Genomic DNA, 26,979 nt, shown 5'->3' on the forward strand with positions numbered 1-26,979 from the left:
CCTACATCTGATTGAAATGTTTTATACCTACAAGGGTATAATATTGAATTAAAACAATAAATTATACCTAAAAAGGTATAAAAGCAATAGCTTGTTATCTAGTAAAAGTGTATCTGATTTTTGTCAGTTGTTGGAGAATTTTGTCAAGCCAAAGCTTGACGGAATTTGTAGAGCAAGAGGGTAGCGCGCTGAAGCGGCTCTACGTTTTTCATTTGCTTCGCAAAGGACTGAAAACAAAGGGGTTTTCAGGTATTGTTAAAATATGGACAAATTAAAAGTTTGGCGCAAACCGAGCCTAAAGCCTTGAAAACACTATAAAAGTTTGGCGTAAAATGATTGTAAAATGAAGATGTTAATGTTGATAAAAACAAAAAAAGAGAACAATAAAAAAAAAATTTAAACGTTTAGTTTTATAACATTTTATTTTGTTTAAAGTAGTTTTTAAAAAGGGTTCACTACTTGTCCAGAGCTTGTCCACTGCTTGTACCACAACTTGTCTATTACTTGTCTCAAATTTGGGACACTTGATTCTAAAATGAATCAAAGATCATCAATTTTTAGTATTTATCTCTTTGTTTGGAACTTGGTTTTTTAATTTTTCCTCAAGTGTTTTCATATCGTCACTCACTTTACGATCTACTATTTTTGCGTAATGTTGCGTTGTTCTCAACGATTTATGACCAAGCATTTTACTGACGGTTTCGATAGGGACACCATTAGTTAAAGTAATGGTAGTTGCAAAAGTATGACGCGCCAAATGCGTGGTCAATGGTTTTGTTATGCCACAAAGCATTGCTATTTCCTTTAAATAAGCATTCGATTTCTGATTACTGAACACAGGAATCAATCTTTCACTTTTTATAACATGCGGATGATAGGCATAACGATTTAAAATCTCCTTCGCTATGGGTAACAATGGAATACTACTTCGTGTATTCGTTTTGGTTCGTTTGATATTTATCCATTGTTTACCGTCAATGCCAATGGTAATATCTGATTTTGATAGTTTCTCAACATCAGAATAGGCGAGACCTGTGTAGCAATAAAACACAAACATATCTCTAACCACTTTCAGCCTATCAAAATGCAATTCTTTCGTGTATAGTGTGTCTATTTCGTCAGAAGTTAGATATTCGCGTTCTACAGCTTCAAATTGCACTTTGTAATTGTAAAACGGATCTCTATCCATCCATTGATTTGCTAAAGCAATGCGAATTATCTTTTTGAAGTTATTAATATATTTTAATGCCGAATTATGATTGCACTTTCTAGTCGTTTTTAAAAAGAACTCAAATTTGGTTATAAATCGGTAATCAATGTCTTTAAGTTTATAATCTTCGAGGTTATATTCTTCTTCAATAAATTGTTTCACATGGTCATAACATGTCCAATAACGTTTAGCAGTACTAACAGAAATATCTTTTCCTGCTAATAAATCGGTTTTTTCATTATGTTCTTTAAAAATTTGAAGAATAAATCTAACCTTTTTACCACCTCCTTTTAATAGGTTCATTATTGATTTTGAAGATACGATTTGATCTTCATCAACTAACCTTTGGTGAATTTTATGAAGCTTATGTTTCAGGTTATTTATGTGATTGTTTGTTTCAGCAGCTTCACGATTTGTACCCATAACTTTTTGTGACTTTTTACTCCAAAATTTTGGCTCAACTCTTCTGCTAATACTATATTCAATACGTTTATTGTTAACTCGTTAGCCGTAAATAAATAGGTGCTAATCCTTTATTGTTAATCTTAGAATTGACAAGATGAAAATGAATAGAAAAGTCTGTTTCCATAAAAGTATAAATTTTAGGTCTCGCTAAAGCACTTAAAAGTAGCGAATTAATACCTAAAAACCTAATGTTTTAATTTTGTAAATGATTGAAAAACAGTAAAATATAACACTTGGCGAGACCTATTCTAAAAATCTAAAAGGGGTCACCGAATTGGTCTCGATTAGGATGATTTTATATGATATTATTTGAAATTGAATAAAATTTAAAACCCTGTAAATCATAAATTTACAGGGTTTTTTGATGAGTTTTGATACTCAATAAGTGGAGTCGGAGAGAATCGAACTCTCGTCCAAACAAGTAACCAAAGAGCTTTCTACACGTTTATTCTTTTCTTGGATTTTCGATTATAAGCTGGTTAAAGACAACCTACTTATAACTTATCTTTTTTAGTTTCGAAAGGGCATCAAAGCACTACCCAATCTATGTTAACATTTACGATGCCTCTAATTCCGATAAATATCGGAAGAACGCCGTTAACAAAGGCTTTCCGGAGACATAAAGCTTGTACACCTTGTGTACCTAGGCTAATCCTACTATAATTCGGATTAAGCAGCTAAAGCGTAATTATTTTCGCCGTTTAAAGTTTGACCTAGCCTTTAACGTGTTTCAATGTCATTACACGACGTGCTTACCGTTCAATTAATCTCGCTGTCAAAACCAGTCGACCCCATAATTAATTTAATCACTTCTAGTAATCCCAATTTTTTATCGGAATTGTGTAGAGAAGTGTGCATTAACCTTCATCTCTTTGTTACATTCAAGATGAAGAGTTAAGTTTTATGCATCATTTAATATGTTTCAATATCAAATTAACGAATCTAAACATTTTGATAAAAATCCCTTTAAAGGAACTCAATTAATGTTTAAAACCTTAAGCGGGAAGCAAAGGTACCAAAAAGTTTGTATAACCATACAAATCCTCTTATTTTAGCGCAAAAATTATTCCAGTATTCTGCCCTCAGTTTGAAAAAGTAGTAGTAAAAGATATAAGTGATTAAACGAATGGATATTAAATTTTCTATTATAAAAGAACGAAAAAATCCGCCGGACAGACGAGTGGTATTTTCTCCACTAAAACTAGTTGAAGCACAAAATAAATTTTTAGGAGCAAAATTTAAAGTAGAATCTAGCGATATTCGGGTGTTTTCTGATAAGGAATATAAAGCATCAGGGATTGAAGTTGTAAATGATGTAAGTGATTGCGATGTAATGATTGGTGTAAAAGAAGTGCCGATTGAAAATTTAATACCAAATAAAAAATACTTTTTCTTTTCACATACTATAAAAAAGCAATCTTATAATAGAAAACTTTTAAAAGCCGTTTTAGAAAAAAACATAGAATTATATGATCACGAAACCATAATAGGTAGTAACGGGTTTCGCCTCATAGGGTTTGGTTATTATGCAGGGTTGGTAGGAGCTTATAACGGTATTAGAGCTTTAGGATTAAGAGAAGCCTTATTTAATTTACCAAAAGTAGAAAGTCTTGCAGATTTAAAAGCCGTAAAAGCGGCGTTAGATAAAATACAGTTACCTAATATTAAAATATTACTTTCTGGTACAGGGAAAGTAGCACGAGGAGCAAAAGAAATTCTCGATCATTTAAAAATAAAGCAAGTTAGCGACGCTTTGTATTTAACAACTAAATTCACCGAACCGGTTTATTGTTTAGTAGATGTTATGGAATATAACAAGCGTAAAGATGGCAAAGTAGGTAATGCAGAAGAGTTTTATAAAGATGCAACAGGGTACGAAAGTAATTTCATGCCTTATGCTAAAGAAACCGATTTTTTTATAGCAGGCCATTTTTATGGTACCGGAGCTCCTTATTTATTTACAAGAGAAGATACTAAATCACCAAACTTTAATATAAATTTAGTAGCAGATATTAGTTGTGATGTAGATGGCCCTGTGGCTTCTACATTAAGAGCATCTACCATTGCAGAGCCATTTTATGGTTATGACCCAGAATCTGAAAGTGAGGTTGCTTATAATGCAAAAGATGCTATTACAGTTATGGCAGTAGATAATTTACCTTGTGAGCTTCCTAAGGATGCTAGCGAAGGTTTTGGAGAACAATTTCTCCAACACGTTATTCCAGCGTTTTTTAATAATGACGCTGATGGTGTTTTAGAACGTGCCAGAATAACGCAAAACGGAAAATTAACAGAACGGTTTTCTTATTTGCAAAATTATGTGAACGGTAAGGAGTGATTTTAATTACAAAATGATATGATGACTAAAACCGCGTTAGTTACAGGTGCTGCTTCGGGACTAGGATATGAATTAGCTTTTTTGCTTATCAAAGATGGATTTGACCTTATTTTAGTTGATAAAGACGCCCCAAAGTTAAAAGAGGTAAAACAGCTTTTTAAAGAGTTTAAAAATGAGGTTAAATTATTAACCAAAGATTTAAGTAAGCCTAATATTGCCCAAGAGATTTATGATGAAGTTAAATTACCTATAGATGTATTAGTAAATAATGCAGGTTTTGGATTATTTGGCACCTTTGCAAATACAGATTGGAAGCGTGAGTCTGATATGCTTCATCTTCATGTTTTAACTACAACACATTTAACAAAATTGGTTTTGCCAGAAATGATTTCCAGAAAATCTGGTAGAATTTTAAATATTTCGTCTTTAGCAGCATTTCAACCAGGCCCATTAATGTCGATGTATTATGCATCGAAATCTTATATTTTATCTTTTTCTGAAGCTATAGCTAACGAGCTAAAAGGAACAGGGGTAACCGTTACGGCTCTTTGTCCGGGTCCTACCAAAACGCTATTTCAGGAAACAGTTTCTAGTGATTGTTCTGAAAATAAAATTAGTTTTAATATGGCTTGCCCAGTGGCTGTTGCATTGTATGGCTATAATGCTATGAAAAAAGGAAAAACAGTTGCAATTCCAGGTGCTTTTAATAAGTTTTTATCCACAATACCGCGTTTTGTTCCAAGAAATATGGCAACAAGAATAGTAAGGAATATTCAGGAAAAGAACCGTGGAGAATAATCCGTTTTAACGGGTTTCAAGATTTATATAATACTTTAAACACCCAATACCCACTACTTAAAAAAATCCCGAATAAAAAAGTGAACAACCAAGCTTCTAAATGTTGATTTGGGTGCAAAATGATATTAAATATATCGTTAAATAAACCCGAAGGCTTTTGAAGAATTTCCCAAGAATTATAGCGTAAAAATCTCCCTAAATAAACTCCAAATCCACTAAGAAAAAGAACAAAGATTATAACAAAATTTGTTTTTTTTCTATTCATATATTGACTTAATAGTGTCTCTATATCTAATAGAGATAATGAGAACATTAGCAATCCGTTAAATGCAAAAGAGCTAACCACAAGTACATCTAGCCATAATAAGTGGTCTGGACTAATTTTTAAATGAAGTAAGTCTGTAATAATATAAGGCGCATTAGGTAAAAAAAGCAGCCATACGCTAAACCATACTACAAACCATATTTTATTAAGTTTTGGGGAGCTTACTAAATAGGTTGTAATGGCATAAGGAATGGCTGCCAAAAACAAATTCCAAACTAAAAACAAGTAGAAAAAGGAATGTGTTAATTTCATTCTAATCATGAGTAATACAATACTTAAAGAGATTGTGATACTTATTAGAGAAAAAATTTTAAATCGAGTAAATAGGAGTGTTTTTATAGTGTTCATAGGTTATTTGTTTTTTTAAGATTGAATTTGACTGTACTATATTCAATAATTAAAACCGTAATAATTCCTAGAGTATAAGCTATCAAGTCTGAAACATGAAATGTACTACCAAGAATAAGTTTTAATAAATGGTTATTATTTAGGCTTAGTATTTCTAATATGTTTATTAACTGTAATAATTCTATTATATAAGAGAATATTAAAACTGGAATTGCGATTATAATTGGAATCGCTTTGATGAAACTTTTAATAAAACAATAAAGTAATATCACAACTAGATAATCACCAAAAGTGTAGCGTATAAAACCATCTTTTAAGTAGATGGCTATTAAGATTTCAATTACAAATATGACTAATGAAATCATTAAATATTTTTTGTTGAATTGCAATGTCATTTTATATCTATTTTTTTGCCTAAAAATTTAGGTTGTACGTTAAAAAGGATATCGATTGATGCTTTAGTTCTTGCTATATACTCTCTTAATTTAGTTTTTATACCATACCGTCCTTTTACATCCTTAGCATTATATCCAATGGCATTGATTTTAAGGTTTTTAGCCAGATATATGGCACGTTCATTATGAAATTTTTGAGAAACAATAGTTATAGAGTTTTGCCCGAATATTTCTTTTGCTCTTATTATCGAATCTAATGTTCTAAACCCTGCATAATCAAGGAATATTTTATTTTCTGGAATTCCTTTTTTTACCAAGTCTTTTTTGAAATCTGTAGGTTCATCATAGTCTTTTCTTCCATTATCTCCACTAATTAAAATGAATTCTATTTTACCTGATTTGTAAAGTTGATAGGCGGCTTCTAATCTATATTTATAATAAAGGTTTATATTTCCATTTGACACAAACTTACTGGCTCCCAAAACTAGTCCGACTTTGTTTTTGGGAATCGTTGATATGTCTTTATATGTGAAGCTTTTAGCTTGGTGTACGACCCAGACATTTATGATTATTATATAAATTATTAGTAAGAGCACTAATCGAGCAATTCTTTTTAAATGTTTCATATTAATTATTTTGTTTTTCATTGTCTTTTGCCAACCAAACCCACGATTGCATGGTTGTAAAGAATGCTGAAACAAAAAAGCTAATAGCAAATATTGATTCAACTATTCCGTATAAACACAAGCTAAAACTGACTATAGCATAAAACGGAAAGTATTTTTTGAAAATGATTCTATTTCTACCGTCAAATTCATCAACCAACTCACCTCTTCTAACCCAAAAGAAAGGAACAATGGTTAAAAATATAGTAATGGCACAACAAATAGAAATTGGTATCATAGATAGAAAAACCAAGGGTATCATATAGTTTTGAAAACCTTGAGACATAATAACAATCCAAAATATACAAGTTGCCAGAACAGTTGATTTGAAAATAACAGAAGAAATATTCATCAGTCTTTATTTAATTTAAAATTATCATATTGAATTTCTTGCCATTTCTTGCTTTCTAATTCAATTAAATAAGCTTTATATTTTTTTTCAATTAAAGATTTTCTTTCGGCTGTTAGGTTATTTTTATCAGCATAATTTTTAAGAAGAAATGTATTATTGTCAGATAGATCTAATAGATAATTAAAATCCATAGATTGGGCATAATTCAGGTTATAGTGAGTAATGTAATTGTCCCAATTAATAGTGCTTGATATAATTAAAATCGTAAAGGCCGTTAATGTATTTACTCTAAATAAATACCAAAAGTTTTTTATCTGTTTTACTTTAATTAAAGTAGTGAGCAAACCTATTATAGTAAGTAATAAGTAAATTAAAACGCCTATTCGTTTATATGTAAAGCCAAAATAATAGATATATTGGCAATCTTTTATTACAATATTAATTATTAATAGTAGGTTAAGTACTATCCAAACATACGTCACTGTTTTAAGGTTTTTATTGCCTTTATAAAAATTTAAATCTCCTCTAAAAAAATATAGTATAATTATTATAGCAATAAGAATAGAAGCTATTAAGGTATTTATGCCATTGTGAACTTGATTTGAAATGGCAGAAGCTCTTAAATCGTTGGTAGAAATTAAGTATGTAATATCAGTAATTAGAAAAATAACAATGAGTACATTTAGAAGTGCAATTAAAATGAAACCTAATTGATTTTCTTTTTTTATTTTTTCAACAATAAAATCTCTTTCTCTACTTAAAGAGTTTCCATTATTTAAATCGTAAGTGGTTGCTGGATCAACTATTACAGGTTTGGAAATATTACTCAATAAATAATAACCAAGAACAGAAAATAATAACCATTGAATATTAATAAATCCAAAATCAATTTTAGAAATTAATTCACTAAACATAGGGTTTCCGTTTTTATACAGCGCGATAAAAATTATAACGGTAATTAATGGAATACCTATTATTTTTATTAAATGCAGATAATCGGTTTTTTGTTTTGGAGTTACTTTCTCATCTTTTTCAGTAGTATTAAAGTTTCGATGAAAGAACGCTGCTATTGATGTATAAAGCCCATTTAACCAATTTACATAAACAGATGAACCTTGTTTAGATACATTCCCAATTAATGTTAAAAAGGCTACGACGTAAGCGACTATTGTTAAGATGGATCTGAAAAAAAATATGGTGATAGCAGTTATAATAAATACAATACTAAATATGATCGTACTTTTTTTCTTAAATAAATCTTTATTATAAATTGCGAGTATAATAATTGTAAGTAAACTAAATAAACTCAGGTTTAAACCAATGTCTTGTTGGTAAAAAAATATGCTGAATAAAAAGGCTCCGATTAATAAGGGTATGTTTTTCATTTTATATTAAATTATGGATGACTATTTGGTAGTATAGAAATGCAATAGGAATATTTAGAAGTATAATACCTATAGATTTTATAGTTTCTAATTTTTGTTTACTTAAGAACAGTGTAAATAATAGAATAATAAAGACTAAGGAATTAACTATAATGGCTACCTTAACATAATTAAAACCGATTACGGTTACGGTGCTTAAACCTTTATTTATTGCTTGTAATAGGAATAAAATAGTTCCTATGCTAAATGATATCAATGCTATTGTTCTTGATGTTTTAAATGTGTTCATTTAAGTTTTTATTAATGCGTTAATTTGTGATTTTGAGAATATAACCTGTCTAAAATCATGTATGGAAATCATTAGTAATTCTTTATAATCGAAATGATGAAATGAGTTGGCATTTCTACCAATACAGTATGATTTATAGTAATATTTGTAATAGTCTGGTAAAATAATGGTACCTAGTATGATAGCTCCATAGAGATAAGGGCTCCTTTTTCCATTCCCGAAACATAAATATTGTAAGGCGATTTCGTCTTCAACTTTGGTTCCGTAACCTGTTAAAGTATGATAGGCGTCATGTCTTTCAACTTTTGAAATTAATTCAAAATTGTTTTTATCTAGAAAAAGCCCAAGGTGTTTACCGAAAGAGTTTTCGGGGTAGGATAGTAATTGCTTTCTATTAATCCCCCAAGCTTTGTGGTTCTTGAAAAGATTTGTGTAAATCTTTTTAGACTTTTCAAATAACCATTCTATAAGTTTTTTTCTTGTATTCATTGTAAAAGTACTTTGTATTTCAAAGTAAATAATTAAAAAAATATTTATTTTTTACTAATTAATTTTTCGAGTGCGTCAATGTGTTTTTTAAATTCGGCTGCTCCTAATTTGGTTGTGCTATAGCGCGTATTAGGCTTTCTGCCAATAAATTGTTTTTCAACCTTAATATATTCAGCTTTTTCAAGCGCTTTTGTATGGCTTGCTAAGTTACCATCTGTAGCACCCAATAACTCTTTTAACATATTAAAATCGGCATATTCGTTTACCATTAAAATAGACATAATGCCTAATCTAATTCTATGATCAAATACTTTATTTATGTTGGTTATTATACTCATAATTATCATTCCCGCGACCTGTGCTGAACTTGTTTTCAGTAAGGCGGGAATCTTTTTTTACTTTAGTAAGTCGCTAAAAACTGCGACTGCACACTGTTTACTTTTTAACATCATACTTAAAATGCATCCAAGTTCCATAAATAATATGCATGATTCCAAAGCCTAAAACCCAAAGCCAAAATCCATATCCTGGAAACCATGCGCAAATTAAGCCTAAAATAATTTGTATAAAACCTAAATAACGAATATCTCCTATACTATACTTAGAAGCATTTACCAAGGCTAACCCATAAAACAAAAGCATGAGCGCTCCAGTCTGACCATATTTTTGTTGATTTAGTATAATTAATATATAAATACCTCCAACAACTAATGGAATTAAAAAATTTATGACTAAACGGCGTGAAGAGGTGTCCCAAATATTAGCACCACTTTTTTTTGCTTTTCTTGTTGTTAAAATGATTCCTGTAATAGCACTTAAAAAAGCAACTAAGAACAAATCTAGCATCACTAATCTAAATATTTTTCCATCAAGTAATAAAGTACCGTAACTATATTCTATTACCAACCAATAAGCAACAGCCGCTCCAATGAGTGAATAAACCCCTGCTAAAATACCTGATAAACCACTAAGCGATATAAAACGTGAGGATTTATTCATTAAATCTTTAATCTCGCTTATGTCTTTTAAATAATCTTTTGATTCCATATAAAAGTACTTTGAAATACAAAGTTAATATAATTTTTATAAATTCCAATTAATCGGAAAGGTAAAAGGCTAAATTCATCAGATTTCTGTTTTAGAATTTAGCCTTTGTTTTAATTTTATAAGATTAACAATTTATGATTGGGCAAGTTTAATCATTATATCTAACTCCGTAATCGAACCTTTTCCCCCTACGGATTTAAATTTAATTTTGCCGTCGCTACCTATGATTATTTTTGTAGGAATGCCACTTACTTTATACGCATCTGCTAGAAAAAATTTATTACTGCCTTCTTTGATCGGGTTGTCAAGTAATACTTGAAAATTATAATTGTTCTTTTTAATAAAATCTTGAGCATTTTTTCTTCTAACACCTTCATCGCCTTTTTCCCATGTGTCAACAAACAAAAACTTTACATTAGTATTTTTGTATTTGTTCACTGCGGTTTGCATTGACGGAAATGAAGCTTTACATGGTCCGCACCATGTTGCCCAAAAGTCTAAAATTATTACTTGTCCTTTTAAACTACTTAAACTTACTGTATTGCCGTCTAAATCATTTAATGTAAATTGAGATGCTTCTTCATTTAATATTTTCTTTTTAAATTTTTCAAAGATTAATTTTTCATGTTTTTTTTCTAATTTAGAAACAATAGCATTTAATCCTTCTTCAGACCCTTTGTTTTCAATATAAGCTTGTCTATAATATTCTTTAACTTTATTATCTCCACATCCCTTATTCAAAAATCTAAGCGCTTCTTTTTCTGCTTTATTATATTGTTTATCTGCTATTAGAAATTCAAGAAGTCTAGAGTTCATATTTTGTGGATCTCCATTACCATCAACAAGTTCTCGTGTTATTTCTTCTTGATATTTTATTGCATCTTTAATATGCCCTTGTTTAAAGAGGATTAGGGCATAAGTATCTGCATACATGGTATAATTACTTTTAAGATTTTTTAAATATTGCTTTACAGTTAAGTAGTCGGATTTAGATGTTAGATTGTTTTTTGAATTTTGTACAATATCCAATGCATTTTTTGAAAGCTTTTCTGCAAAGTCTAGATCTTTTCCCTTAAGAGCTAAATTCCAGGCAACATTATTGTATAGACTAGCTTTTGATCTTTTATTGGATATTTGATTGGTATATTTAAAAAAGCCATCGGTGTTATTATTTCCTTTTTCAACATTAGCTAATGTTCGTAACATATAATCATCAGGCTTTTTATATGTAGCTACATAATTTTTGTAGATTTCTTTTTTCTTCAACGGATCTTTTTCTTTAAAGAAATCCCGTAACATTTTGCTTTTTGCAGCGTTTCCATCAGGGAATTTTTTTACAGCGATGTTGTTAATTGAATCTGCTTTATTTCTTTTTTCTGCAAGATCGTAAAGCAAGGATAGAGTTGTATAATCCTCTTGGTTTAAACCCTCTTTCTTTTCATAATCAATAGTTTGTTTTTTTATAATTTCTTTAGCTTTTTCTTTATCATTCCTATTAACTGCTAATAAATAAGATGTGTTTAATTTGGGAAAATGAGCCATATCTTTTTCGATTAAAGCTAATGCCTCACTTATGTCTTTTTCTAAACCATGTTGCTTGCCTTTGTTTAAATAGTAAAATCCTTGGCTTAAATGACTGCCTAAAATAATTTCGTCCTTATTGTTATATATAGGAAAAATATATCCTTTTTTATTGTTGTTATCTGTTTTATCTTTGGTGCTAAATGTGAAGGCTATAGCAGTTGCAGAGTCAGGAACTATGATACTGCTTTCATAGATGTTTTTGGTATTAACAAAATTAATATCTGTTGGATAAAACTTGTTCTGGACAGCATAGTAAAAAACACCTTCTAAAGGTTCGTCGATAAGCAGAATACTGTCATTTTTTGAGTACTTGATGACAAGACTATCACCTTGTTTTGGGGTTTCTTTTGATAGATGTAATGCGCCTAGATGTATTCCTTTATCAGCATTATTTTCCATACAAGAAAAAGATAAAAGTAAAATTGAAATAATAAAAAAATGTAAATGTGTTGATTTCATAATAAAGTTTTTTGATTGATTTTCAAATATATACATCAAAAATTGTTCCTTATGTTAAATTTATAAAAAAATGTATGAAACCCGTAGACGAATATTTTATAAATCAAAAAGAACCCTATCAATCTATTATGCTTTATATTAGAAGTGTTATACTCAATACACTTCCGGAAGTAGAAGAGAAGTATAGTTATAGAATTCCATTTTATAATATTGGTAAAAAGCCTATGGTTTATTTAAATATTTTAAAAGGTAAAGACTATGTAGATGTAGCTTTTGTTCAAGGTATTTTATTAGAAAAGCAATTTCCAGTTTTAAAGAACGATAATAAACGAAAGCAAGTGCGCTCTATTAAGTTAAAAAGGATTGAAGATTTAGATCACGAAAATTTTGTGGCACTCTTATATGAAGCCGCAAACTTATTAAGTAAAAGTAAAAAAGCTTGGTTTATTGATAAATAATTTTTTGAATCCAGAATTTTATAATCCGTTAACCGTTTTTCTAATAGCGACTAAGTTGGCAAGTAATTTTTCTAAATTATCTAAGTGTAACATATTGGCTCCATCACTTTTAGCATTTGCTGGATCGAAATGCGTTTCAATAAACAAACCATCTACATTATTAACAATACCGGCTCTGGCTATGGTTTCAATCATATCTGGTCTGCCCCCTGTCACACCAACACTTTGATTAGGCTGCTGTAAAGAATGTGTAACATCTAAAACAGTTGGAGCATATTGACGCATGGTTGGAATACCTCTAAAATCAACAATCATATCTTGATATCCAAACATGGTGCCTCTATCTGTTATCCAGGCTTTATCACTACCAGCATCTTTAACTTTTTGTACAGCATGTTTCATGGCTTCCGGACTCATAAATTGTCCTTTTTTTAAGTTGACAACCTTACCAGTTTTTGCTGCAGCAACCACTAAATCGGTTTGACGAACCAAGAACGCAGGGATTTGTAGAACATCAACATATTGCGAAGCTAACGTAGCATCGGAAGTTTCGTGAATATCGGTAACCGTAGGAACATCAAAAGTATCTGAAACTTTTTTTAAGATCTTCAAAGCTTTTTCATTACCAATACCAGTAAAACTGTCAATTCTACTACGGTTCGCTTTTTTAAAGCTACCTTTAAAAATATAGGGGATTTCCAGTTTATTAGTAATTGAGACCACTTTTTCGGCAATACGAAGCGCCATATCTTCACCTTCGATAGCACATGGGCCACAAAGCAGGAAAAAATTATTTGAATTTGTATGTTTTATTTTTGGAATATCTTGAAGCATCATAAACTTTAGTCTCAAAAAAAATTATGACGCAAAGATACTATTAATGCTGAATTAATAAGAAGGTCTTTTAAATTGAAACAAAAATATTTTTGAATGTTTGTATTGGTTATAGATAAAGTACTTTTTATTATTTAAATTGAAAAAGCAAGAAAGATGTAGTAGATAATACATGCTTTATTTATATTTTACGAAAAGGTAATATCCAAAAAAATATAATTACATAGTTTATACGTTATTTATAGTTACCTTTGCACGCTTAAAATAAGGCACTATTATGGCTAATATTAAAAACATTGCAATTATTGCACACGTAGATCATGGTAAAACGACTTTGGTTGATAAGATTATGTATCACTGTCAGTTATTTCGAGAAAACGAAAACACGGGTGATTTAATCCTTGATAACAATGATTTGGAGCGTGAAAGAGGTATTACAATTACGTCTAAAAATGTTTCTGTAATTTATAAAGACACTAAGATTAATATTATAGATACACCCGGTCACGCAGATTTTGGAGGTGAGGTAGAACGTGTATTAAATATGGCTGATGGCGTTTTGCTATTGGTTGATGCTTTTGAGGGCCCTATGCCACAGACCCGTTTTGTGTTACAAAAAGCAATCGACTTAGGTTTAAAACCTTGTGTAGTTATAAATAAAGTAGATAAAGAAAATTGTACACCAGATGAGGTACATGAAAAAGTTTTCGATTTAATGTTTGAATTGGGAGCAGAAGAGTGGCAATTAGATTTCCCAACAGTTTATGGTTCTGCAAAGAATAATTGGATGAGTGATGATTGGCAAAATGAAACTGAAAATATAGAACCATTATTAGATATGGTTATAAATCATATTCCAGAGCCTAAAATTGAAGAAGGTACGACTCAAATGTTAATTACATCTTTAGATTTTTCTTCTTTTACAGGAAGAATAGCTATTGGTCGTTTAACACGTGGTGAATTAAAAGCTGGTCAAAATATATCTTTAGTTAAGCGTGATGGAAGTCTTGTTAAGTCTAAGATAAAGGAGCTTCACGTTTTTGAAGGACTAGGACGTAAAAAAGTAGAAGGCGTACAAACAGGAGATATTTGTGCTATTGTTGGTTTAGAAGGTTTCGAAATTGGTGATACGGTAGCGGATTGGGAAACTCCTGAAGGTTTAAAAACCATTGCTATTGACGAACCAACGATGAGTATGTTATTTACTATTAACGATTCGCCTTTCTTTGGTAAAGACGGAAAGTATGTTACATCTCGTCATATAAAAGAACGTTTAAATAAAGAACTTGAAAAGAATTTAGCATTGCGTGTTGAAGAAACAGATAGTGCAGATAAGTTCATGGTATTTGGTCGTGGGGTATTACACTTATCGGTTTTAATAGAAACCATGCGTCGTGAAGGTTATGAGTTACAAATTGGACAACCACAGGTTATTATTAAAGAGGTTGATGGTGTGAAATGTGAACCTGTTGAAGAAATGACTATTGACTTACCAGAAGAAGTTTCTGGTAAAGCTATCGAGATGGTTACATTAAGAAAAGGAGAAATGCTTTCTATGGAAGCAAAAGGCGATCGTATGGTTTGTGAATTTATTGTGCCATCCAGAGGTATTATAGGTTTACGTAATCAATTATTAACAGCCACAGCTGGAGAAGCTATTATGGCCCACCGTTTTAAAGAGTATCAGCCGTTAAAAGGAGGTATTCCAGAAAGACAAAATGGTTCTTTGGTGTCTATGGAAAATGGACAAGCCATTCCTTATTCTATTGATAAATTACAAGATAGAGGTAAGTTTTTTATTGATCCAGGAGAGGATATCTATGAAGGACAGGTTATAGGCGAAAATTCTCGTGGTGATGATATGACGGTAAATGTAACTAAAACGAAAAAACTTAGTAATGTACGTTCTTCAGGTGCTGATGATAAAGCTAAAATTGTACCTGCTATTAAATTTTCTTTGGAAGAAGCTTTAGAGTATATTCAAAAAGATGAATATGTTGAGGTAACACCAAATTATTTAAGATTACGTAAAATTTATTTAACAGAAGTAGAGCGTAAGCGAAATAAAACAATATAATATGGAATTCTTTGGGATTTCGGCAGTAGAATGGGTTGGATATGCCGCTATGGCAACTGTTTTAATGTCATTCTTAATGAAATCGGTTAATAAACTACGAATAGTAAACTCCTTAGGATGTTTACTATTTGTGTTTTATGGCATTATGTTAAATCCAATTTCAATGCCTATTATAATAACAAATACTGCTATATTTTGCATTAATTTGTATTATTTATCACAAAAAAAATCATAGACCTAATTTTGTATTATAAGAACAGATGATTTCTTACAATTTTATGTTAAAAAGACAGAAAAGTTAAATGATTTTGTATATTTGATCCCTTTATAAATGTATAAAAAATAATATGTTTTTTTTAGCGTTTACAGTTCATACATTCAATTTAAAGTAATTTTATTTTTAGTAAAAACACATACTTAATTGAAAAAATTAATTCATTATATAAACAGTAAAGTTTTAGTTAAAGTTACCTCGTTACAAACGGCTTCTGTATTAACAAGAATAATAGCAGGGATATTAACTTCAAAAGCTATAGCTATTTTTATTGGACCAGTAGGTTTAGCGTTAATTGGGAATTTACAGAATTTTGTGAGTTCTTTTCAAACTATTGCTATACTTGGTTTTTATAATGGCGCAGTAAAATATATTTCAGATTTTAAAGACAATGTTGTAGAACTAAGTAAAACGATATCAACTATATTTTATGTTGCTTTTGTGTCTACTATTTTAATGTCGTTTTTGTGTTATTTTAATGCAGGATTAATAAACGATCTCATTTTTCCTGTTTATAATGACTATACTTATGTCATTCAAGTATTTGCTATTGTACTCCCTTTTTATGCTTTAAACATGTTTTCATTTTCTATAATGAATGGTTTTTCTAAGTATAAGATATTAATTATTATTAATATAATTGGTCAAATATTAAGTGTTTCCATAGCCTTGCTTTTAATTTATCAAAAAAAGCTCGATGGCGCTTTAGTGTCAGTAGTAATAGCAGAAGCACTCATATTTTTAATCACATTGGTAGGTATTATTAATAGACGTAATTTATCATCGCTTATAAGAGTCGATAGAGTGGATTATAGTTTTCTAAAAAAAATGAGTTCATACTCATTAATGGCGCTTTTTTCTGCTGTCTTTTTGCCGTTTATAGCTATAGCTATTAGATCGTATATTATAGATAATATTGGTTATAAAGACGCTGGTTTTTGGGAAGCGATGACAAGAATATCCAAATATTATTTAATGTTGGTTAGTTCGTTAATAGCATTATATATATTACCACGATTTTCCGAGATTGACGATGCTAAGGAATTTAAAAAAGAGGTCGTTAGTTTTTATAAAACTATTATACCTATTTTAGCTACTGGCTTGTTTATTATATATTTACTGAAACCACTTATAGTATCTGTAGTTTTTTCCAGTGAGTTTGAACCTGTTGAAGATTTGTTTTTATGGCAACTGTTAGGTGATTTTATCAAGATTTTATCTATTGTTATTGCCTACCAGTTTTTAGCAAAAAAAATGTTTTGGCACTATATTTTAACAGAGGCTTTTTTAATCGTAATATTGTATACGACCAGTATTTATTTTATTGACTTATTTGATGGTGTTAAAGGAGCGGTTGTTGCTCATTTTGTGAGTTATCTAATGTATTATGGTATTATTTTGTTGATATTTGGAAGTTCGCTTTTTGGGGTTGAGAATACGGAAAAGATTGATAAATAAGTTACTTTTAATTAATTTACTTTATCTAATTATTGAATATACCTAGCTTTATAAAAAACAATTTGTTATTAAAAGTTACTTCAGCTAATACTATGCTAGTTTTAGTGAGAATGGGGTTTTCTCTGATATCTCAAAAAGCTTTAGCTATACTAATAGGAGCAGATGGGATTGCACAAGTTGGAAATTTGAAGAATATTGTTAGTTTTTTTGAACAATTTTCTGTTTTAGGAACTTCAAATGGGTTGATTAAGTATATATCTGAGTATAAAGATGATAAAAAACAGTTAAGTCATTTATTTTCTACGGCATTCGTTTTTGCAGCTTTTGCTTCAATATTTTCTTTTATTATATTGTTTTTTCTATCAGATGTTCTTAATGGTCTCGTTTTTGGAATTGATAATGATTATGTATACATTTTTAAAATTTTATCATTTATAATTCCTTTTATGGGGATAAATGCTATTTTGAATTCTCTACTTAATGGAGTTTCAGCATATAAGTTATTTTCTAAGGTGAATTTGTTTACTATAGTTGTAAGCACTATAATTATTGTAAGTTTTACTTTTAAAAAGGGAACTAACGGTAGTTTATTAGCCATTAGTCTGGTTCCTCTAATACAGTTTTTTGGATATTTATTAATGCTTTCTAAAAAGTATAAAAAGCATATTAATTTAACAAAGTTGTCTTATAACTTGTATTTTAAAAATAAACTGATGTCCTATAGTTTTATGACAGTTATAGTTATACTATTTATAAATATAAGTGAAGTAGCTATAAGGCGCCTTATAGAAGATAAAGTAAGTGTTTTAGATGCAGGATATTGGACAGCTATGACTTCTGTTTCTAAAACATATATGCAATTTTCAGCAGCAATTTTCCCTTTATATATATTACCAAAATATGCAAAGATTAATGATACTTTTGGTTTTAGAAGAGAAGTGAAAAAAATTTACAAAATGTTATTGCCTTTAATAGTAATAGGAATGTTCCTTGTTTTTCTATTTAGGGATTTAATAATCAACGTGCTTTATACCGAAGAATTTTTAAGCATGTCAGGATTGTTTAAATGGCAATTAATGGGCGATTTAATAAAGTTTAGTGCTATTGTAATATCTTATCAGTTTTTAGCAAAAAAACAGATAATTAATTTTGTTTTCACAGAAATACTATCAGTGTTATTATTTTATGGCTTTTCAGTTTATTTTGTAGACTACTATGGGACTGAGGGTATTGTAATTGCTCATTTTGTCAGATATGTTTTATACTTTTTAGTTGTGCTTTATATTTTAAGACATAGTTTTATTGGGCAAAATAAATTGTTATAGAAAATATAGATTGAATGGAAGCGCTAACAAAAGAAAATGACTTAAAACTTGAAGTTTTAATTTCCACAATGAATAAAGTTTCATTAGCTTTTGTTAAAGAGATGTTTCCCTATAATAATATGTTAAAGGACGTAAATGTTTTAATAGTAAATCAAACAGAAAAAGGTAAAGAACTTACTTCAGATTTTGATAACATCAGAGTCATAAACTCTTATGAAATTGGGCTCTCTAAAAGTAGAAACTTGGCTGTAAAGAATGCTGTTGGAGATATATGTTTAATTGCAGATGATGATGTTGTGTATAAAGAAGGTTTTCAGGAAATTATAAAGAAAACATTTGCGACGTTACCCAAAGTATCAATTATAAAGTTTAAAATTGAAACTTTTTGTGGAAAAGAATATAAATCATACCCAAATACTTCAAAAATAATTCACAAAGAGAAAGATATGAAAGAAATTTCATCAATAGAAATGGCTTTTAAAAGGAAAGATATATTGAAAAACAATATTTATTTTAATACTTTTTTCGGTTTAGGAAGTAATTTTCTATCAGGTGAAGAATACCTGTTTTTAAGTGATGCTATAAATAAAAATTTAATCATATATTTTAAAAATAAATTTATAGTTAAGCATTCATTTCAAAGATCTACCAGTAATCTTGGTAGTGATAATTTTATAAAAGCACAAACAGCTCTATATTTCCATAAATATAAAAATTTGGGTTATCTACTTTTGTTTAAGCTGGTTTTCTTTCTTTTAAGAAAAGACTATATTAAGTTTAAACATGTCGGTAGAAAAATCATGGTTGGATTAAATGCTATTAAAGAATATAAAAAATTAAATGAAGCATGTTAGCGAAATAAAAAAGTTGGGGTATTTGTTTTTAATCCCAATGGGACTGTCTTTTTCTTTTGAATGTATCTTTAATGAAGTTACTATAAGCGTTGTTTATAATTTATTAGAGAACCTTTTGTTTGGCATACTATTAATTGCTCCTTTATATTTTTTATCGAACCATATAATAAGCAAGATTTATTTTATTGTATCATACTTGTTTTTTATGGTTTGCATCTATTTTGAAACATCATATTATTACTTGTTTAAAACGTATTTTAGTTCGTCTTCCATATTTGTAATTTTTGATTCCAATATGGAAGAAACAAAGGAATTTTTAGACTTTTATGTTGATATACCAATAATAGTCTTCACCATATTAATTATATCGGCATTATTTGTTGCTTTAATCAAAAAAAGGAACTTAGAAGCGACCAAATTATTAAGAACAAAAAAAAATAAACTTAAAGTTTCGGCTTTGGTAATTGCAATTCTGCTCTTTTTGAAATTTTCCACTTTAATTATATTCAATGCCCCTTATCTAATGGTCAAATCGGGTATAGAGTATAATAAAGAATCAAAGAAATTCGGTAATTATAAGGAGAATAAAAATGGTAATTTTAAAAATATTTACAGACCATTAAACGATGATGAAGAGCTTTATGTCATTATAATTGGAGAATCTACTTCCAGATCGCATTTAGGATTATACGATTACTATAGGGAAACCACACCCGAACTTAAAAAGATAAACAAAGATTTATTAGTATATAAAGATGTTATTAGTCCACATGCATACTCTGTTGGAGCCTTAACAAAAATATTAACTATTGGTAATTACGAAAACCCAGAAAGCGTTTCAAAAGGTTCAATAATACAATTGGTCAATAGGGCTGGTTTTGAAACGTATTGGCTGTCTAATCAAAGACCAATAGGGCCTTACGAAAGTATGATAACCAAAATTAGTTTATCGGCTAAAAACCATAGATTTTTAACGACTACCATAGCTGGTAAGAGTAAAGTTTTAGATGGGGAACTCTTAAAAGAATTTAAAAAAGTTGCAAGTAATAATATTAAGAAAAAAGTCGTTTTTGTTCACTTAATGGGAACACATCATCATTACGAAAATAGATACCCAGAGGCTTTTAATAAATTTAAAGACGAGCCGATAACAAAGTTTAAATCCGAAGAAAATTTTGTAAAAATCAATCATTACCATAATGCCATTTTATATAACGACTTTATCGTATCAGAGCTTATTAGACAGGTTGATGATTTGAATACTAAAAGTTTTGTCTTGTATTTTTCCGATCATGGCGAAGAGGTATTCGATGATTTAAATATGGCAGGGCACAATGAAGATATTTATTCAAAAAAGATGTTCGACATTCCGTTTGTACTTTGGCAATCTCAAAAATATAAGCAAGAAAACGAACTGCCATTTGTTGAAGATAGGAAATATATGATTGATGATTTATTTCATGGGATGGCAGATTTATTAAACATTAGTGCCAACGAAGTTGATTTTACCCGTAGTATTTTTAATAAAGATTTTAAAGAAAGAAAAAGAGTTGTAAAAGATACGATTGATTATGACACTTTTTTTTAATAATTTGATTGCAATTTTTTGAAAGTAGGCTCGTACTAAATTTTTAGTTTAAATATATAATAGATTATACTAATACATTTTATAAATTTGGTTTATATTGAAAACATTATAGAGTAATATATCTGTCCAACTTAATTCGAATAATTGACGCTATTTAACAGAATCACCTCCAACTTTTATAAAACCAGTTACATACTTATATATGTGATCGTTGGTATCTTTGTTATCAATAAAGATATCATTTATTACCCGGATAGCTATACTTTTTTAGATATGGCTTTCAATCATTCGCCGGTTTATTGCACATTTCTCTATGTACTAACAACTATTTTTGGCGATAATTTTGAATTGCCATTAATTTTAAGTCAATTTGGAATAATCGTTTTGGCCACGAGGTTTTTTCTTAAAAGCCTAAACAAGGTTTTTAAAATTCATGCGGTCGGGCTATTGTTTGTTCAGCTAATATTATTGGCGCCTTGCGTTTATTTGCATTTTTTATGCAATTCAATTTTAACAGAAGCTATATCATATTCGCTTTTTTTAATCATTTTTAGCTATGCCTTAAAAATGTTTGTAGAAGAGGAATTAAGCTATATTTATAAAATTTGTGCCATTCTTTTTCTGCTTATTTTAACAAGAGGTCAGTTTACAGCTATTATTCCGGTATTGATTTTAACCGTAGCCTATTTAATTTTTAAAAATAAAACCATTGCAAAAAATTATAAATTTTTAATTATACTAATAGCGTTACCATTTATAACTAGTTTAACCGAAAAAGTATACAATAAGGTCGTGTTTGGGTATTATGTAAACAATGCTATGAACTATGTACATTTAATAAGTTCTCCGTTTTATATAGCCAATGAAGATGATATAAATCTTTTTGATGAAGAAGATGAGAAAACATATTTTAAATTGATTTATGATAGTTTATATGAAGCAGAATTAACGCGTGACCAAAATTTGAGTTTTGAAACTGACGATTATCAATTTTATCAGCAAAATTTCACTAAAATTTGTAATAAAAGAATTTATAAACTCGGATTAGAGTTTTTTGAACTAAAAGAACTCAATTATTACGAGCAAAATATTAGTTTGAATAAGTTGTGCTCAAAAATGGTTTTTCCATTAATAAAACAAAATTTTAAAATCTGGAGTATTTTGGTTTTTAAAAACCTAAAAAACTCTTTTAGCTCATTCAAACAATTACTTATGTTCTTAATGCTATTTGCATATGGTTTGTTCTATCTAAGAAAAAGAAATAACAATACTTATAAATTTATAGTTTTGGCAATTTTGTTTATGCTTGCCAATAATATGCTTATTGCCTTGGTTGTGCATTCAATTAAACGCTATATATTCTATTTTGATTGGGTTATTTTCGCTGTGATAATATTGCTATTTAATGAAGTTTTAAAGAAAAATACAACTCATGAGTTTTGAACTATCTATTGTTATGCCTTGCTTAAACGAAGCAGAAACGATTGCCAAGTGTATTCAGAAAGCAATGACTTTTATGAAGAACAATAATATAAATGGCGAAGTAGTTATAGGAGATAATGGAAGTACTGATGGATCTCAGGAAATAGCTAAAAGTTTAGGTGCTAAAGTAATTAATATTAAAAAAAAAGGCTATGGAAATGCTACAAGAGGAGCCATTGAGGGGGCTTGTGGAATATATATAATTACAGCAGATACAGATGATAGCCACGACATTCTCAATCTTAATCCTTTTATTGAAAAATTAAGAGAAGGCTATGATTTAGTTATGGGAAACCGTTTTAAAGGAGAGACTAATAAAAAGGCAATGCCTCTTTTGCATCGATATGTTGGAAACCCTGTATTAACATTTATTGGAAATTTGTTTTTTAAAACTAATATAGGTGATTTTCATTGTGGTTTGAGAGGGTTTAGAAGAGAAGCTTATGATAATATGGATTTATCGACTACGGGTATGGAATTTGCCTCAGAGATAGTTGTAAAAGCTTCCATGTTAAATTTAAGAATAATTGAGGTGCCAACAACTGTATTCCCAGCTGGAAGAAGTAGAAAAGCTCATTTAAGAACATTTCCAGATGGGTGGAGACATTTAAGGTTTCTTCTGTTGTACAGTCCAAAGTGGTTATTTTTAATTCCGGGGATATTTTTTATGCTAATAGGCATTTGCGGAACACTTGCAACTATGGTTGGCAATGAAACAAAAACTTTAAAGTGGGTGCCCCTTTTTGCAGGCTTGTTTTTAATAAGTTTTCAGTTTGTGGTTTTTTATGCGCTTACCAAAATTTATGCTACCAATCATGGATTAATACCCAGAAAGAAAAGTTATAATAATTTATTCTTGTATTTCACCTTAGAAAGGGGATTGATTACAGGATTGCTATTTATCCTATTAGGATTTGTTTTATATTATTTAGGGTTTAAGGAAGAGACTCATATAGTTTTAACCATAAAGACAATAGTACCAGCAACTATGGTAGTAGCTCTAGGAACTCAATTAATCTTATTTAGTTTCTTTTTTAGTATTTTGGGATTAAAAGAAAATGATTGATTTCTTTCAATTTTGATATAAAAACTATCGATATAAATAAAAGAAGATCCCTTTCCTGTCTAATTTCGTTTTTAGACTATATAAATATCTCAACAAATTCTTGGGCATTAAGAAGATGGTTTTTTGTTTTAGGCTTAAGTTGTTCGGATCAATATTTTTATATATTGATTTGCTAAGAATATTATTTGTCATTTTAAAATTTAGAGCAACAGCATATCTGTTCATATCCATAAATTTTTTTAAAGACTTATTTGTTTTTTCTTGCTCTATAAATTTGTCTAATAATAATAATCGATCTTCAGTTGCTTTACTTGTTGAAAGGCTGTTATCATTTTTTACATAGATAGAAGTAACTATATTATTGATAGCTACACTATTTTTTAATGCTATTTGGGTCCATAAATAAGTGTCTTGTCCAGATCTCAGATCTACATCAAAAAAACTAATATTATCAAATATATATTTAGGGATAACTACAGCAGAAGAATTTACTATTGAATCGTATAAATTTGATTCAAAATAATTCTTTACTAATCCTTTATAACCATATGGTATATATTTTAGTTTTGATTTTTTATAATGTTTACCACCTAATAATATATTGTAACCACTACAATACATTCCCATATCAGGAAACTCATTTATTAAATGGAATATGGTTAGTAAATGATTTTCATACCAAAAATCATCGGCATCTAAGAGAGCTATATAGTTCCCACTGGCTTTTTTAATACCGTAATTTCTAGCATGAGATGCACCATGATTTTTAATAGTAAATATTTTTATTCTAAAATCTTTAAAACTGTTTACTATATCTTCGCTTCTATCTGTAGAACCATCATTTACTATAATGATTTCAAAATATTTAAAAGATTGAGTTAATACACTTTTTAAAGTTTCTTCAATAAAGCCTTCTTTATTATATAATGGTATGACTACAGAGAAAAATGGTGTCATTTTTTAGTTTTTAATAAACAAAAATACCCCAAACGATAAAAATCGTATAGCAATAAAGAAGGATATGATGAATTAAAGTTTCGTGTTAAAAACGGCTTTAAAATTTTAAAAACATTTATAAGCAACCGATCTAACTTAATTTTCTTCAACTGATAGTAATATTTTGATATTCCAACTTTATCTTTTTCTAATTTATTGTCATTGATTAAACGAACCAAATTTTCAATAGCATCTTCATTTTTCCTAATAAATGTATTAGCATCATCGTCTGTATTATGAATTACAGGGTTTTCTATACTATAAACAGGAATATTCTTTTTTTTTAATGAATTAAAAAACAAAACATCTTCATAACCATATTTTTTTAGAGTCTCATCGAATGGATTTTTTTTTAATATATTTTTTTTAACAAAAAAATTACAAGAGTGTAACCCTTTTTTACTTTCTCGTTTTTTTGTGTAAACCCATCTTAGTTTAAAAGGAGGTTTTGGTGTCTCATCCATAGCTGTCATGCCTCCATGGACTACATTTTTATTTTTTAATGAAATATAATCTCTTATAAAGCTCTTTTTTTTAGGGAATGTACCAGCATCAATGAATAATAAATTTTCAAATTTTGAATCATTTGCCAATAAATTCCTGATAGCACTTCTTCCTATATTGTTTGGTAACTCTTTAAAAGTACAATTTTTTAAAAGATTTATTTCTCTGTTAGTAATGTTAATAGAAGATTTAGAGCCATCGTCATACACCAATATTTCAAATTCTATATTACACTCTATTATTTGGTTGTATAGTTCTTTAACTAAAAGAGTAGTATTTATGTTATATGCTGGAATTAATATCGAAAGCATTACTTAGTAGCAATTAAAATGGTTTCGGGAGATAAATAACCTAAATAAAAATCATCATCTTGGTTGCCAAAAGTGATTGTTGAAACATTAAAATCACAATTATCTAATCTGTTTTTTAATCCATCGAGAGAGTATATTCTAACATGGTCATCTTGACCAAAGTGCTGTTCTCTTTCTTCAGGAGATGTAATGCTATAATCTTCATAAATACCTCCTTCTTTGAAAGGGGTTTGTATATATATAACACCATTGGGTTTTAAAACCCTATAGAGTTCACTCATGGCTTTTATGTCCTCTATAATGTGTTCTAGAATATGATAGCATATAATAAGGTCAAATTTTTCGTCACTTTGGTTTATATTGGTTATATCAAATTTATAATCGGCTAAAAAAGCATCTGTGAAATCTGTGCTATAATAATTAATCTCTTGTATTTTTTTTAATTGTCTATAAATACTTCTTGGAGGCGAAAAGTGTAAAATATTATTTTTGATAGATTTATTTGAATTGAGTAAACTCCAAAGTCTTCTGGTTCTGGACAAACTACCACAAATAGGGCACATTAAGTCTTTGTTTTCTAATGTAATAAACGCTCTTAATTTTTTATTGCAAATAGAACATTGATGTTTGTTTCCTATATAGAAAAAACCATGGAATCGTCGAAAAAACAATTCGTTTTTAAATAGAAATTTTTCAGGGATTACAGCTTTGATGTTCTTTTTTATGAAATAATACATGTTAACCTTTTCTTTGCACCACTTCATAAACCGCATTCTCATCACACTTAAGTGTCTTACTAGGGTACTTAAGTAACAAAGCATAATCATGAGTAGCCATTAAAATAGTATTACCATTTTTATTAATGTCCTGAAGTACTTCCATAACTTCCACACTGGTTTGCGGGTCTAAATTTCCCGTAGGTTCATCAGCAAGAATAAGCTCTGGATTATTAAGTAAAGCTCTGGCTATGGCAACACGTTGTTGTTCACCACCCGATAGCTCGTGTGGAAACTTAAAGCCTTTCGTTTTCATATCAACTTTAGCTAAAACCTCTTCAACACGCGTATCCATTTCTGTTTTGTCTTTCCAACCAGTAGCTTTTAAGACAAACAATAAGTTGTCATTAATAGTTCTATCTGTAAGCAATTTGAAATCTTGAAAAACAACACCCAATTTACGTCTTAAAAAAGGAATGTCTTTTTCTTTAAGGTGTTTTAAATCATAATCTACAATATTACCTTCACCTTCAGTTAAGGGTAAATCACCGTAAAGGGTTTTCATAAAACTACTTTTACCAGTACCCGTTTTTCCAATTAAGTAAACAAAATCTCCTTTATTAATTTCAACATTAACATTCGAAAGTACAAGACTGTCACCTTGAAAAATAGAAGCGTTTTTTAACTGTAAAATAGGTTTTGACATATAATTAAAGCATTTTTTAAGTGTTGTAAATGTATTGTTAAAAATCTCAAATCCCAAATCCCAAAATCCAAATCTCAAAAATTAAATCTAAATACTTTATAGCGAAATTGTTTTTATTCCTCTCCCTTTGGGAGAGATGTCCGAAGGACAGAGAGGGATTTTTAACATTTAATAACTCGGT

General features: G+C 29.3%; 27 protein-coding genes and 1 other RNA gene. 11 read left to right on the top strand and 17 right to left on the bottom strand.

From position 1 onward, the window contains the following. Window positions 1-550: 550 nt before the first annotated feature. Both Q4Q35_RS13925 and ssrA read right to left on the bottom strand, forming a co-directional pair. Window positions 551-1,696, bottom strand: coding sequence for a site-specific integrase (locus Q4Q35_RS13925; RefSeq protein ID WP_367892748.1), 1,146 nt, complete (start codon window positions 1,694-1,696; stop codon window positions 551-553). Between the two features lie 362 nt (window positions 1,697-2,058). Further along, window positions 2,059-2,468, bottom strand: a transfer-messenger RNA (tmRNA) gene (ssrA, locus tag Q4Q35_RS13930). Between the two features lie 339 nt (window positions 2,469-2,807). Here ssrA and Q4Q35_RS13935 point away from each other — a divergent pair. Both Q4Q35_RS13935 and Q4Q35_RS13940 read left to right on the top strand, forming a co-directional pair. Then, the gene (locus Q4Q35_RS13935) at window positions 2,808-4,013 is read left to right on the top strand and encodes an NAD(P)-dependent oxidoreductase (RefSeq protein ID WP_303278661.1); all 1,206 of its coding nucleotides are present in this window, start codon (window positions 2,808-2,810) and stop codon (window positions 4,011-4,013) included. Window positions 4,014-4,031: 18 nt separating this feature from the next. Beyond that, on the top strand, window positions 4,032-4,811 hold the full coding sequence (locus Q4Q35_RS13940) for an SDR family NAD(P)-dependent oxidoreductase (RefSeq protein WP_303278604.1): 780 nt from the start codon (window positions 4,032-4,034) through the stop codon (window positions 4,809-4,811). A gap of 16 nt (window positions 4,812-4,827) precedes the next feature. On the opposite strand, the gene Q4Q35_RS13945 is transcribed toward Q4Q35_RS13940, so the two are convergent. From Q4Q35_RS13945 to Q4Q35_RS13990, 10 genes are all read right to left on the bottom strand, one after another. After that, window positions 4,828-5,484 (bottom strand): DUF1361 domain-containing protein, encoded by a 657-nt coding sequence (locus Q4Q35_RS13945; protein WP_303278605.1) that lies wholly within the window; start codon window positions 5,482-5,484, stop codon window positions 4,828-4,830. Next, window positions 5,481-5,849 carry a ribosomal maturation YjgA family protein gene (locus Q4Q35_RS13950; RefSeq protein ID WP_303278606.1) on the bottom strand — a complete coding sequence of 123 codons (369 nt, stop codon included), beginning with the start codon at window positions 5,847-5,849 and terminating at the stop codon, window positions 5,481-5,483. Before Q4Q35_RS13950 ends, Q4Q35_RS13945 begins: the two co-directional genes overlap by 4 nt. 26 nt (window positions 5,850-5,875) lie before the next feature. Further along, the gene (locus tag Q4Q35_RS13955; RefSeq protein ID WP_303278607.1) at window positions 5,876-6,505 is read right to left on the bottom strand and encodes a SanA/YdcF family protein; all 630 of its coding nucleotides are present in this window, start codon (window positions 6,503-6,505) and stop codon (window positions 5,876-5,878) included. Window position 6,506: 1 nt separating this feature from the next. Then, window positions 6,507-6,896, bottom strand: coding sequence for a hypothetical protein (locus tag Q4Q35_RS13960; RefSeq protein WP_303278608.1), 390 nt, complete (start codon window positions 6,894-6,896; stop codon window positions 6,507-6,509). Next, complete coding sequence (locus tag Q4Q35_RS13965) at window positions 6,896-8,281, bottom strand: DUF4153 domain-containing protein (protein ID WP_303278609.1); 1,386 nt, start codon at window positions 8,279-8,281, stop codon at window positions 6,896-6,898. Before Q4Q35_RS13965 ends, Q4Q35_RS13960 begins: the two co-directional genes overlap by 1 nt. A 1-nt stretch (window position 8,282) precedes the next feature. After that, on the bottom strand, window positions 8,283-8,570 hold the full coding sequence (locus tag Q4Q35_RS13970; protein ID WP_303278610.1) for a hypothetical protein: 288 nt from the start codon (window positions 8,568-8,570) through the stop codon (window positions 8,283-8,285). Beyond that, entirely contained in the window at window positions 8,571-9,059 is a 489-nt protein-coding gene (locus Q4Q35_RS13975; RefSeq protein WP_303278611.1) for a Coq4 family protein, read from the bottom strand. A gap of 44 nt (window positions 9,060-9,103) precedes the next feature. After that, a complete protein-coding gene (locus tag Q4Q35_RS13980) occupies window positions 9,104-9,397 on the bottom strand; it encodes a winged helix-turn-helix domain-containing protein (protein ID WP_303278612.1) in 294 nt (97 codons plus the stop codon). A gap of 97 nt (window positions 9,398-9,494) precedes the next feature. Continuing rightward, the gene (locus Q4Q35_RS13985; RefSeq protein WP_303278613.1) at window positions 9,495-10,106 is read right to left on the bottom strand and encodes a hypothetical protein; all 612 of its coding nucleotides are present in this window, start codon (window positions 10,104-10,106) and stop codon (window positions 9,495-9,497) included. A gap of 132 nt (window positions 10,107-10,238) precedes the next feature. Further along, on the bottom strand, window positions 10,239-12,149 hold the full coding sequence (locus tag Q4Q35_RS13990) for a TlpA disulfide reductase family protein (protein WP_303278614.1): 1,911 nt from the start codon (window positions 12,147-12,149) through the stop codon (window positions 10,239-10,241). 74 nt (window positions 12,150-12,223) lie between these two features. On the opposite strand from Q4Q35_RS13990, the gene Q4Q35_RS13995 reads away from it, so the two are divergent. Continuing rightward, a complete protein-coding gene (locus tag Q4Q35_RS13995; protein ID WP_303278615.1) occupies window positions 12,224-12,607 on the top strand; it encodes a DUF1801 domain-containing protein in 384 nt (127 codons plus the stop codon). A gap of 18 nt (window positions 12,608-12,625) precedes the next feature. On the opposite strand, the gene kdsA is transcribed toward Q4Q35_RS13995, so the two are convergent. Beyond that, the gene (gene kdsA, locus Q4Q35_RS14000) at window positions 12,626-13,444 is read right to left on the bottom strand and encodes a 3-deoxy-8-phosphooctulonate synthase (RefSeq protein ID WP_303278616.1); all 819 of its coding nucleotides are present in this window, start codon (window positions 13,442-13,444) and stop codon (window positions 12,626-12,628) included. Between the two features lie 274 nt (window positions 13,445-13,718). On the opposite strand from kdsA, the gene typA reads away from it, so the two are divergent. From typA to Q4Q35_RS14040, 8 genes are all read left to right on the top strand, one after another. Then, complete coding sequence (gene typA, locus Q4Q35_RS14005; RefSeq protein ID WP_303278617.1) at window positions 13,719-15,518, top strand: translational GTPase TypA; 1,800 nt, start codon at window positions 13,719-13,721, stop codon at window positions 15,516-15,518. 1 nt (window position 15,519) lies between these two features. Then, the gene (locus Q4Q35_RS14010) at window positions 15,520-15,753 is read left to right on the top strand and encodes a uroporphyrinogen decarboxylase (RefSeq protein WP_303278618.1); all 234 of its coding nucleotides are present in this window, start codon (window positions 15,520-15,522) and stop codon (window positions 15,751-15,753) included. A gap of 186 nt (window positions 15,754-15,939) precedes the next feature. Next, the gene (locus Q4Q35_RS14015) at window positions 15,940-17,250 is read left to right on the top strand and encodes an O-antigen translocase (protein WP_303278619.1); all 1,311 of its coding nucleotides are present in this window, start codon (window positions 15,940-15,942) and stop codon (window positions 17,248-17,250) included. A gap of 62 nt (window positions 17,251-17,312) precedes the next feature. Continuing rightward, entirely contained in the window at window positions 17,313-18,575 is a 1,263-nt protein-coding gene (locus Q4Q35_RS14020) for an O-antigen translocase (protein WP_303278662.1), read from the top strand. A 14-nt stretch (window positions 18,576-18,589) separates the two neighbouring features. Next, window positions 18,590-19,429, top strand: coding sequence for a glycosyltransferase family A protein (locus tag Q4Q35_RS14025; RefSeq protein ID WP_303278620.1), 840 nt, complete (start codon window positions 18,590-18,592; stop codon window positions 19,427-19,429). Further along, on the top strand, window positions 19,416-21,017 hold the full coding sequence (locus tag Q4Q35_RS14030) for a sulfatase-like hydrolase/transferase (RefSeq protein WP_303278621.1): 1,602 nt from the start codon (window positions 19,416-19,418) through the stop codon (window positions 21,015-21,017). The genes Q4Q35_RS14025 and Q4Q35_RS14030 overlap by 14 nt, the downstream gene beginning before the upstream one ends. 567 nt (window positions 21,018-21,584) lie before the next feature. Continuing rightward, on the top strand, window positions 21,585-22,460 hold the full coding sequence (locus Q4Q35_RS14035; RefSeq protein ID WP_303278622.1) for a hypothetical protein: 876 nt from the start codon (window positions 21,585-21,587) through the stop codon (window positions 22,458-22,460). After that, window positions 22,450-23,565: a glycosyltransferase family 2 protein gene (locus Q4Q35_RS14040; protein ID WP_303278623.1), complete on the top strand. Its 1,116-nt coding sequence runs from the start codon at window positions 22,450-22,452 to the stop codon at window positions 23,563-23,565. The genes Q4Q35_RS14035 and Q4Q35_RS14040 overlap by 11 nt, the downstream gene beginning before the upstream one ends. A 24-nt stretch (window positions 23,566-23,589) precedes the next feature. Here the strand turns inward: Q4Q35_RS14040 and Q4Q35_RS14045 are convergent, their stop codons facing one another. From Q4Q35_RS14045 to Q4Q35_RS14060, 4 genes are read right to left on the bottom strand one after another with little or no spacing between them, the layout of a single operon-like run. Continuing rightward, window positions 23,590-24,522 carry a glycosyltransferase family 2 protein gene (locus Q4Q35_RS14045; RefSeq protein WP_303278624.1) on the bottom strand — a complete coding sequence of 311 codons (933 nt, stop codon included), beginning with the start codon at window positions 24,520-24,522 and terminating at the stop codon, window positions 23,590-23,592. Beyond that, window positions 24,519-25,376 carry a glycosyltransferase family protein gene (locus tag Q4Q35_RS14050; RefSeq protein WP_303278625.1) on the bottom strand — a complete coding sequence of 286 codons (858 nt, stop codon included), beginning with the start codon at window positions 25,374-25,376 and terminating at the stop codon, window positions 24,519-24,521. Before Q4Q35_RS14050 ends, Q4Q35_RS14045 begins: the two co-directional genes overlap by 4 nt. Then, window positions 25,376-26,140 carry a class I SAM-dependent methyltransferase gene (locus Q4Q35_RS14055; RefSeq protein ID WP_303278626.1) on the bottom strand — a complete coding sequence of 255 codons (765 nt, stop codon included), beginning with the start codon at window positions 26,138-26,140 and terminating at the stop codon, window positions 25,376-25,378. The genes Q4Q35_RS14050 and Q4Q35_RS14055 overlap by 1 nt, the downstream gene beginning before the upstream one ends. Continuing rightward, window positions 26,115-26,798 (bottom strand): cell division ATP-binding protein FtsE, encoded by a 684-nt coding sequence (locus Q4Q35_RS14060; protein WP_303278627.1) that lies wholly within the window; start codon window positions 26,796-26,798, stop codon window positions 26,115-26,117. Before Q4Q35_RS14060 ends, Q4Q35_RS14055 begins: the two co-directional genes overlap by 26 nt. Window positions 26,799-26,979: the final 181 nt, after the last annotated feature.

This window comes from Flavivirga aquimarina (assembly GCF_030540835.1).
Classification (GTDB): domain Bacteria; phylum Bacteroidota; class Bacteroidia; order Flavobacteriales; family Flavobacteriaceae; genus Flavivirga; species Flavivirga aquimarina.

Excerpts from the sequence above, each read along its gene's own strand:
- Q4Q35_RS13940 (WP_303278604.1), top strand. The coding sequence starts at position 4,032 with ATGATGACTAAAACCGCGTTAGTTACAGGTGCTGCTTCGGGACTAGGA.
- Q4Q35_RS13945 (WP_303278605.1), bottom strand. The coding sequence starts at position 5,484 with ATGAACACTATAAAAACACTCCTATTTACTCGATTTAAAATTTTTTCT.
- Q4Q35_RS13950 (WP_303278606.1), bottom strand. The coding sequence starts at position 5,849 with ATGATTTCATTAGTCATATTTGTAATTGAAATCTTAATAGCCATCTAC.
- Q4Q35_RS13955 (WP_303278607.1), bottom strand. The coding sequence starts at position 6,505 with ATGAAACATTTAAAAAGAATTGCTCGATTAGTGCTCTTACTAATAATT.
- Q4Q35_RS13960 (WP_303278608.1), bottom strand. The coding sequence starts at position 6,896 with ATGAATATTTCTTCTGTTATTTTCAAATCAACTGTTCTGGCAACTTGT.
- Q4Q35_RS13965 (WP_303278609.1), bottom strand. The coding sequence starts at position 8,281 with ATGAAAAACATACCCTTATTAATCGGAGCCTTTTTATTCAGCATATTT.
- Q4Q35_RS13970 (WP_303278610.1), bottom strand. The coding sequence starts at position 8,570 with ATGAACACATTTAAAACATCAAGAACAATAGCATTGATATCATTTAGC.
- Q4Q35_RS13975 (WP_303278611.1), bottom strand. The coding sequence starts at position 9,059 with ATGAATACAAGAAAAAAACTTATAGAATGGTTATTTGAAAAGTCTAAA.
- Q4Q35_RS13980 (WP_303278612.1), bottom strand. The coding sequence starts at position 9,397 with ATGAGTATAATAACCAACATAAATAAAGTATTTGATCATAGAATTAGA.
- Q4Q35_RS13985 (WP_303278613.1), bottom strand. The coding sequence starts at position 10,106 with ATGGAATCAAAAGATTATTTAAAAGACATAAGCGAGATTAAAGATTTA.
- Q4Q35_RS13990 (WP_303278614.1), bottom strand. The coding sequence starts at position 12,149 with ATGAAATCAACACATTTACATTTTTTTATTATTTCAATTTTACTTTTA.
- Q4Q35_RS13995 (WP_303278615.1), top strand. The coding sequence starts at position 12,224 with ATGAAACCCGTAGACGAATATTTTATAAATCAAAAAGAACCCTATCAA.
- kdsA (WP_303278616.1), bottom strand. The coding sequence starts at position 13,444 with ATGATGCTTCAAGATATTCCAAAAATAAAACATACAAATTCAAATAAT.
- typA (WP_303278617.1), top strand. The coding sequence starts at position 13,719 with ATGGCTAATATTAAAAACATTGCAATTATTGCACACGTAGATCATGGT.
- Q4Q35_RS14010 (WP_303278618.1), top strand. The coding sequence starts at position 15,520 with ATGGAATTCTTTGGGATTTCGGCAGTAGAATGGGTTGGATATGCCGCT.
- Q4Q35_RS14025 (WP_303278620.1), top strand. The coding sequence starts at position 18,590 with ATGGAAGCGCTAACAAAAGAAAATGACTTAAAACTTGAAGTTTTAATT.
- Q4Q35_RS14030 (WP_303278621.1), top strand. The coding sequence starts at position 19,416 with ATGAAGCATGTTAGCGAAATAAAAAAGTTGGGGTATTTGTTTTTAATC.
- Q4Q35_RS14035 (WP_303278622.1), top strand. The coding sequence starts at position 21,585 with ATGTTTGTAGAAGAGGAATTAAGCTATATTTATAAAATTTGTGCCATT.
- Q4Q35_RS14040 (WP_303278623.1), top strand. The coding sequence starts at position 22,450 with ATGAGTTTTGAACTATCTATTGTTATGCCTTGCTTAAACGAAGCAGAA.
- Q4Q35_RS14045 (WP_303278624.1), bottom strand. The coding sequence starts at position 24,522 with ATGACACCATTTTTCTCTGTAGTCATACCATTATATAATAAAGAAGGC.
- Q4Q35_RS14050 (WP_303278625.1), bottom strand. The coding sequence starts at position 25,376 with ATGCTTTCGATATTAATTCCAGCATATAACATAAATACTACTCTTTTA.
- Q4Q35_RS14055 (WP_303278626.1), bottom strand. The coding sequence starts at position 26,140 with ATGAAGTGGTGCAAAGAAAAGGTTAACATGTATTATTTCATAAAAAAG.
- Q4Q35_RS14060 (WP_303278627.1), bottom strand. The coding sequence starts at position 26,798 with ATGTCAAAACCTATTTTACAGTTAAAAAACGCTTCTATTTTTCAAGGT.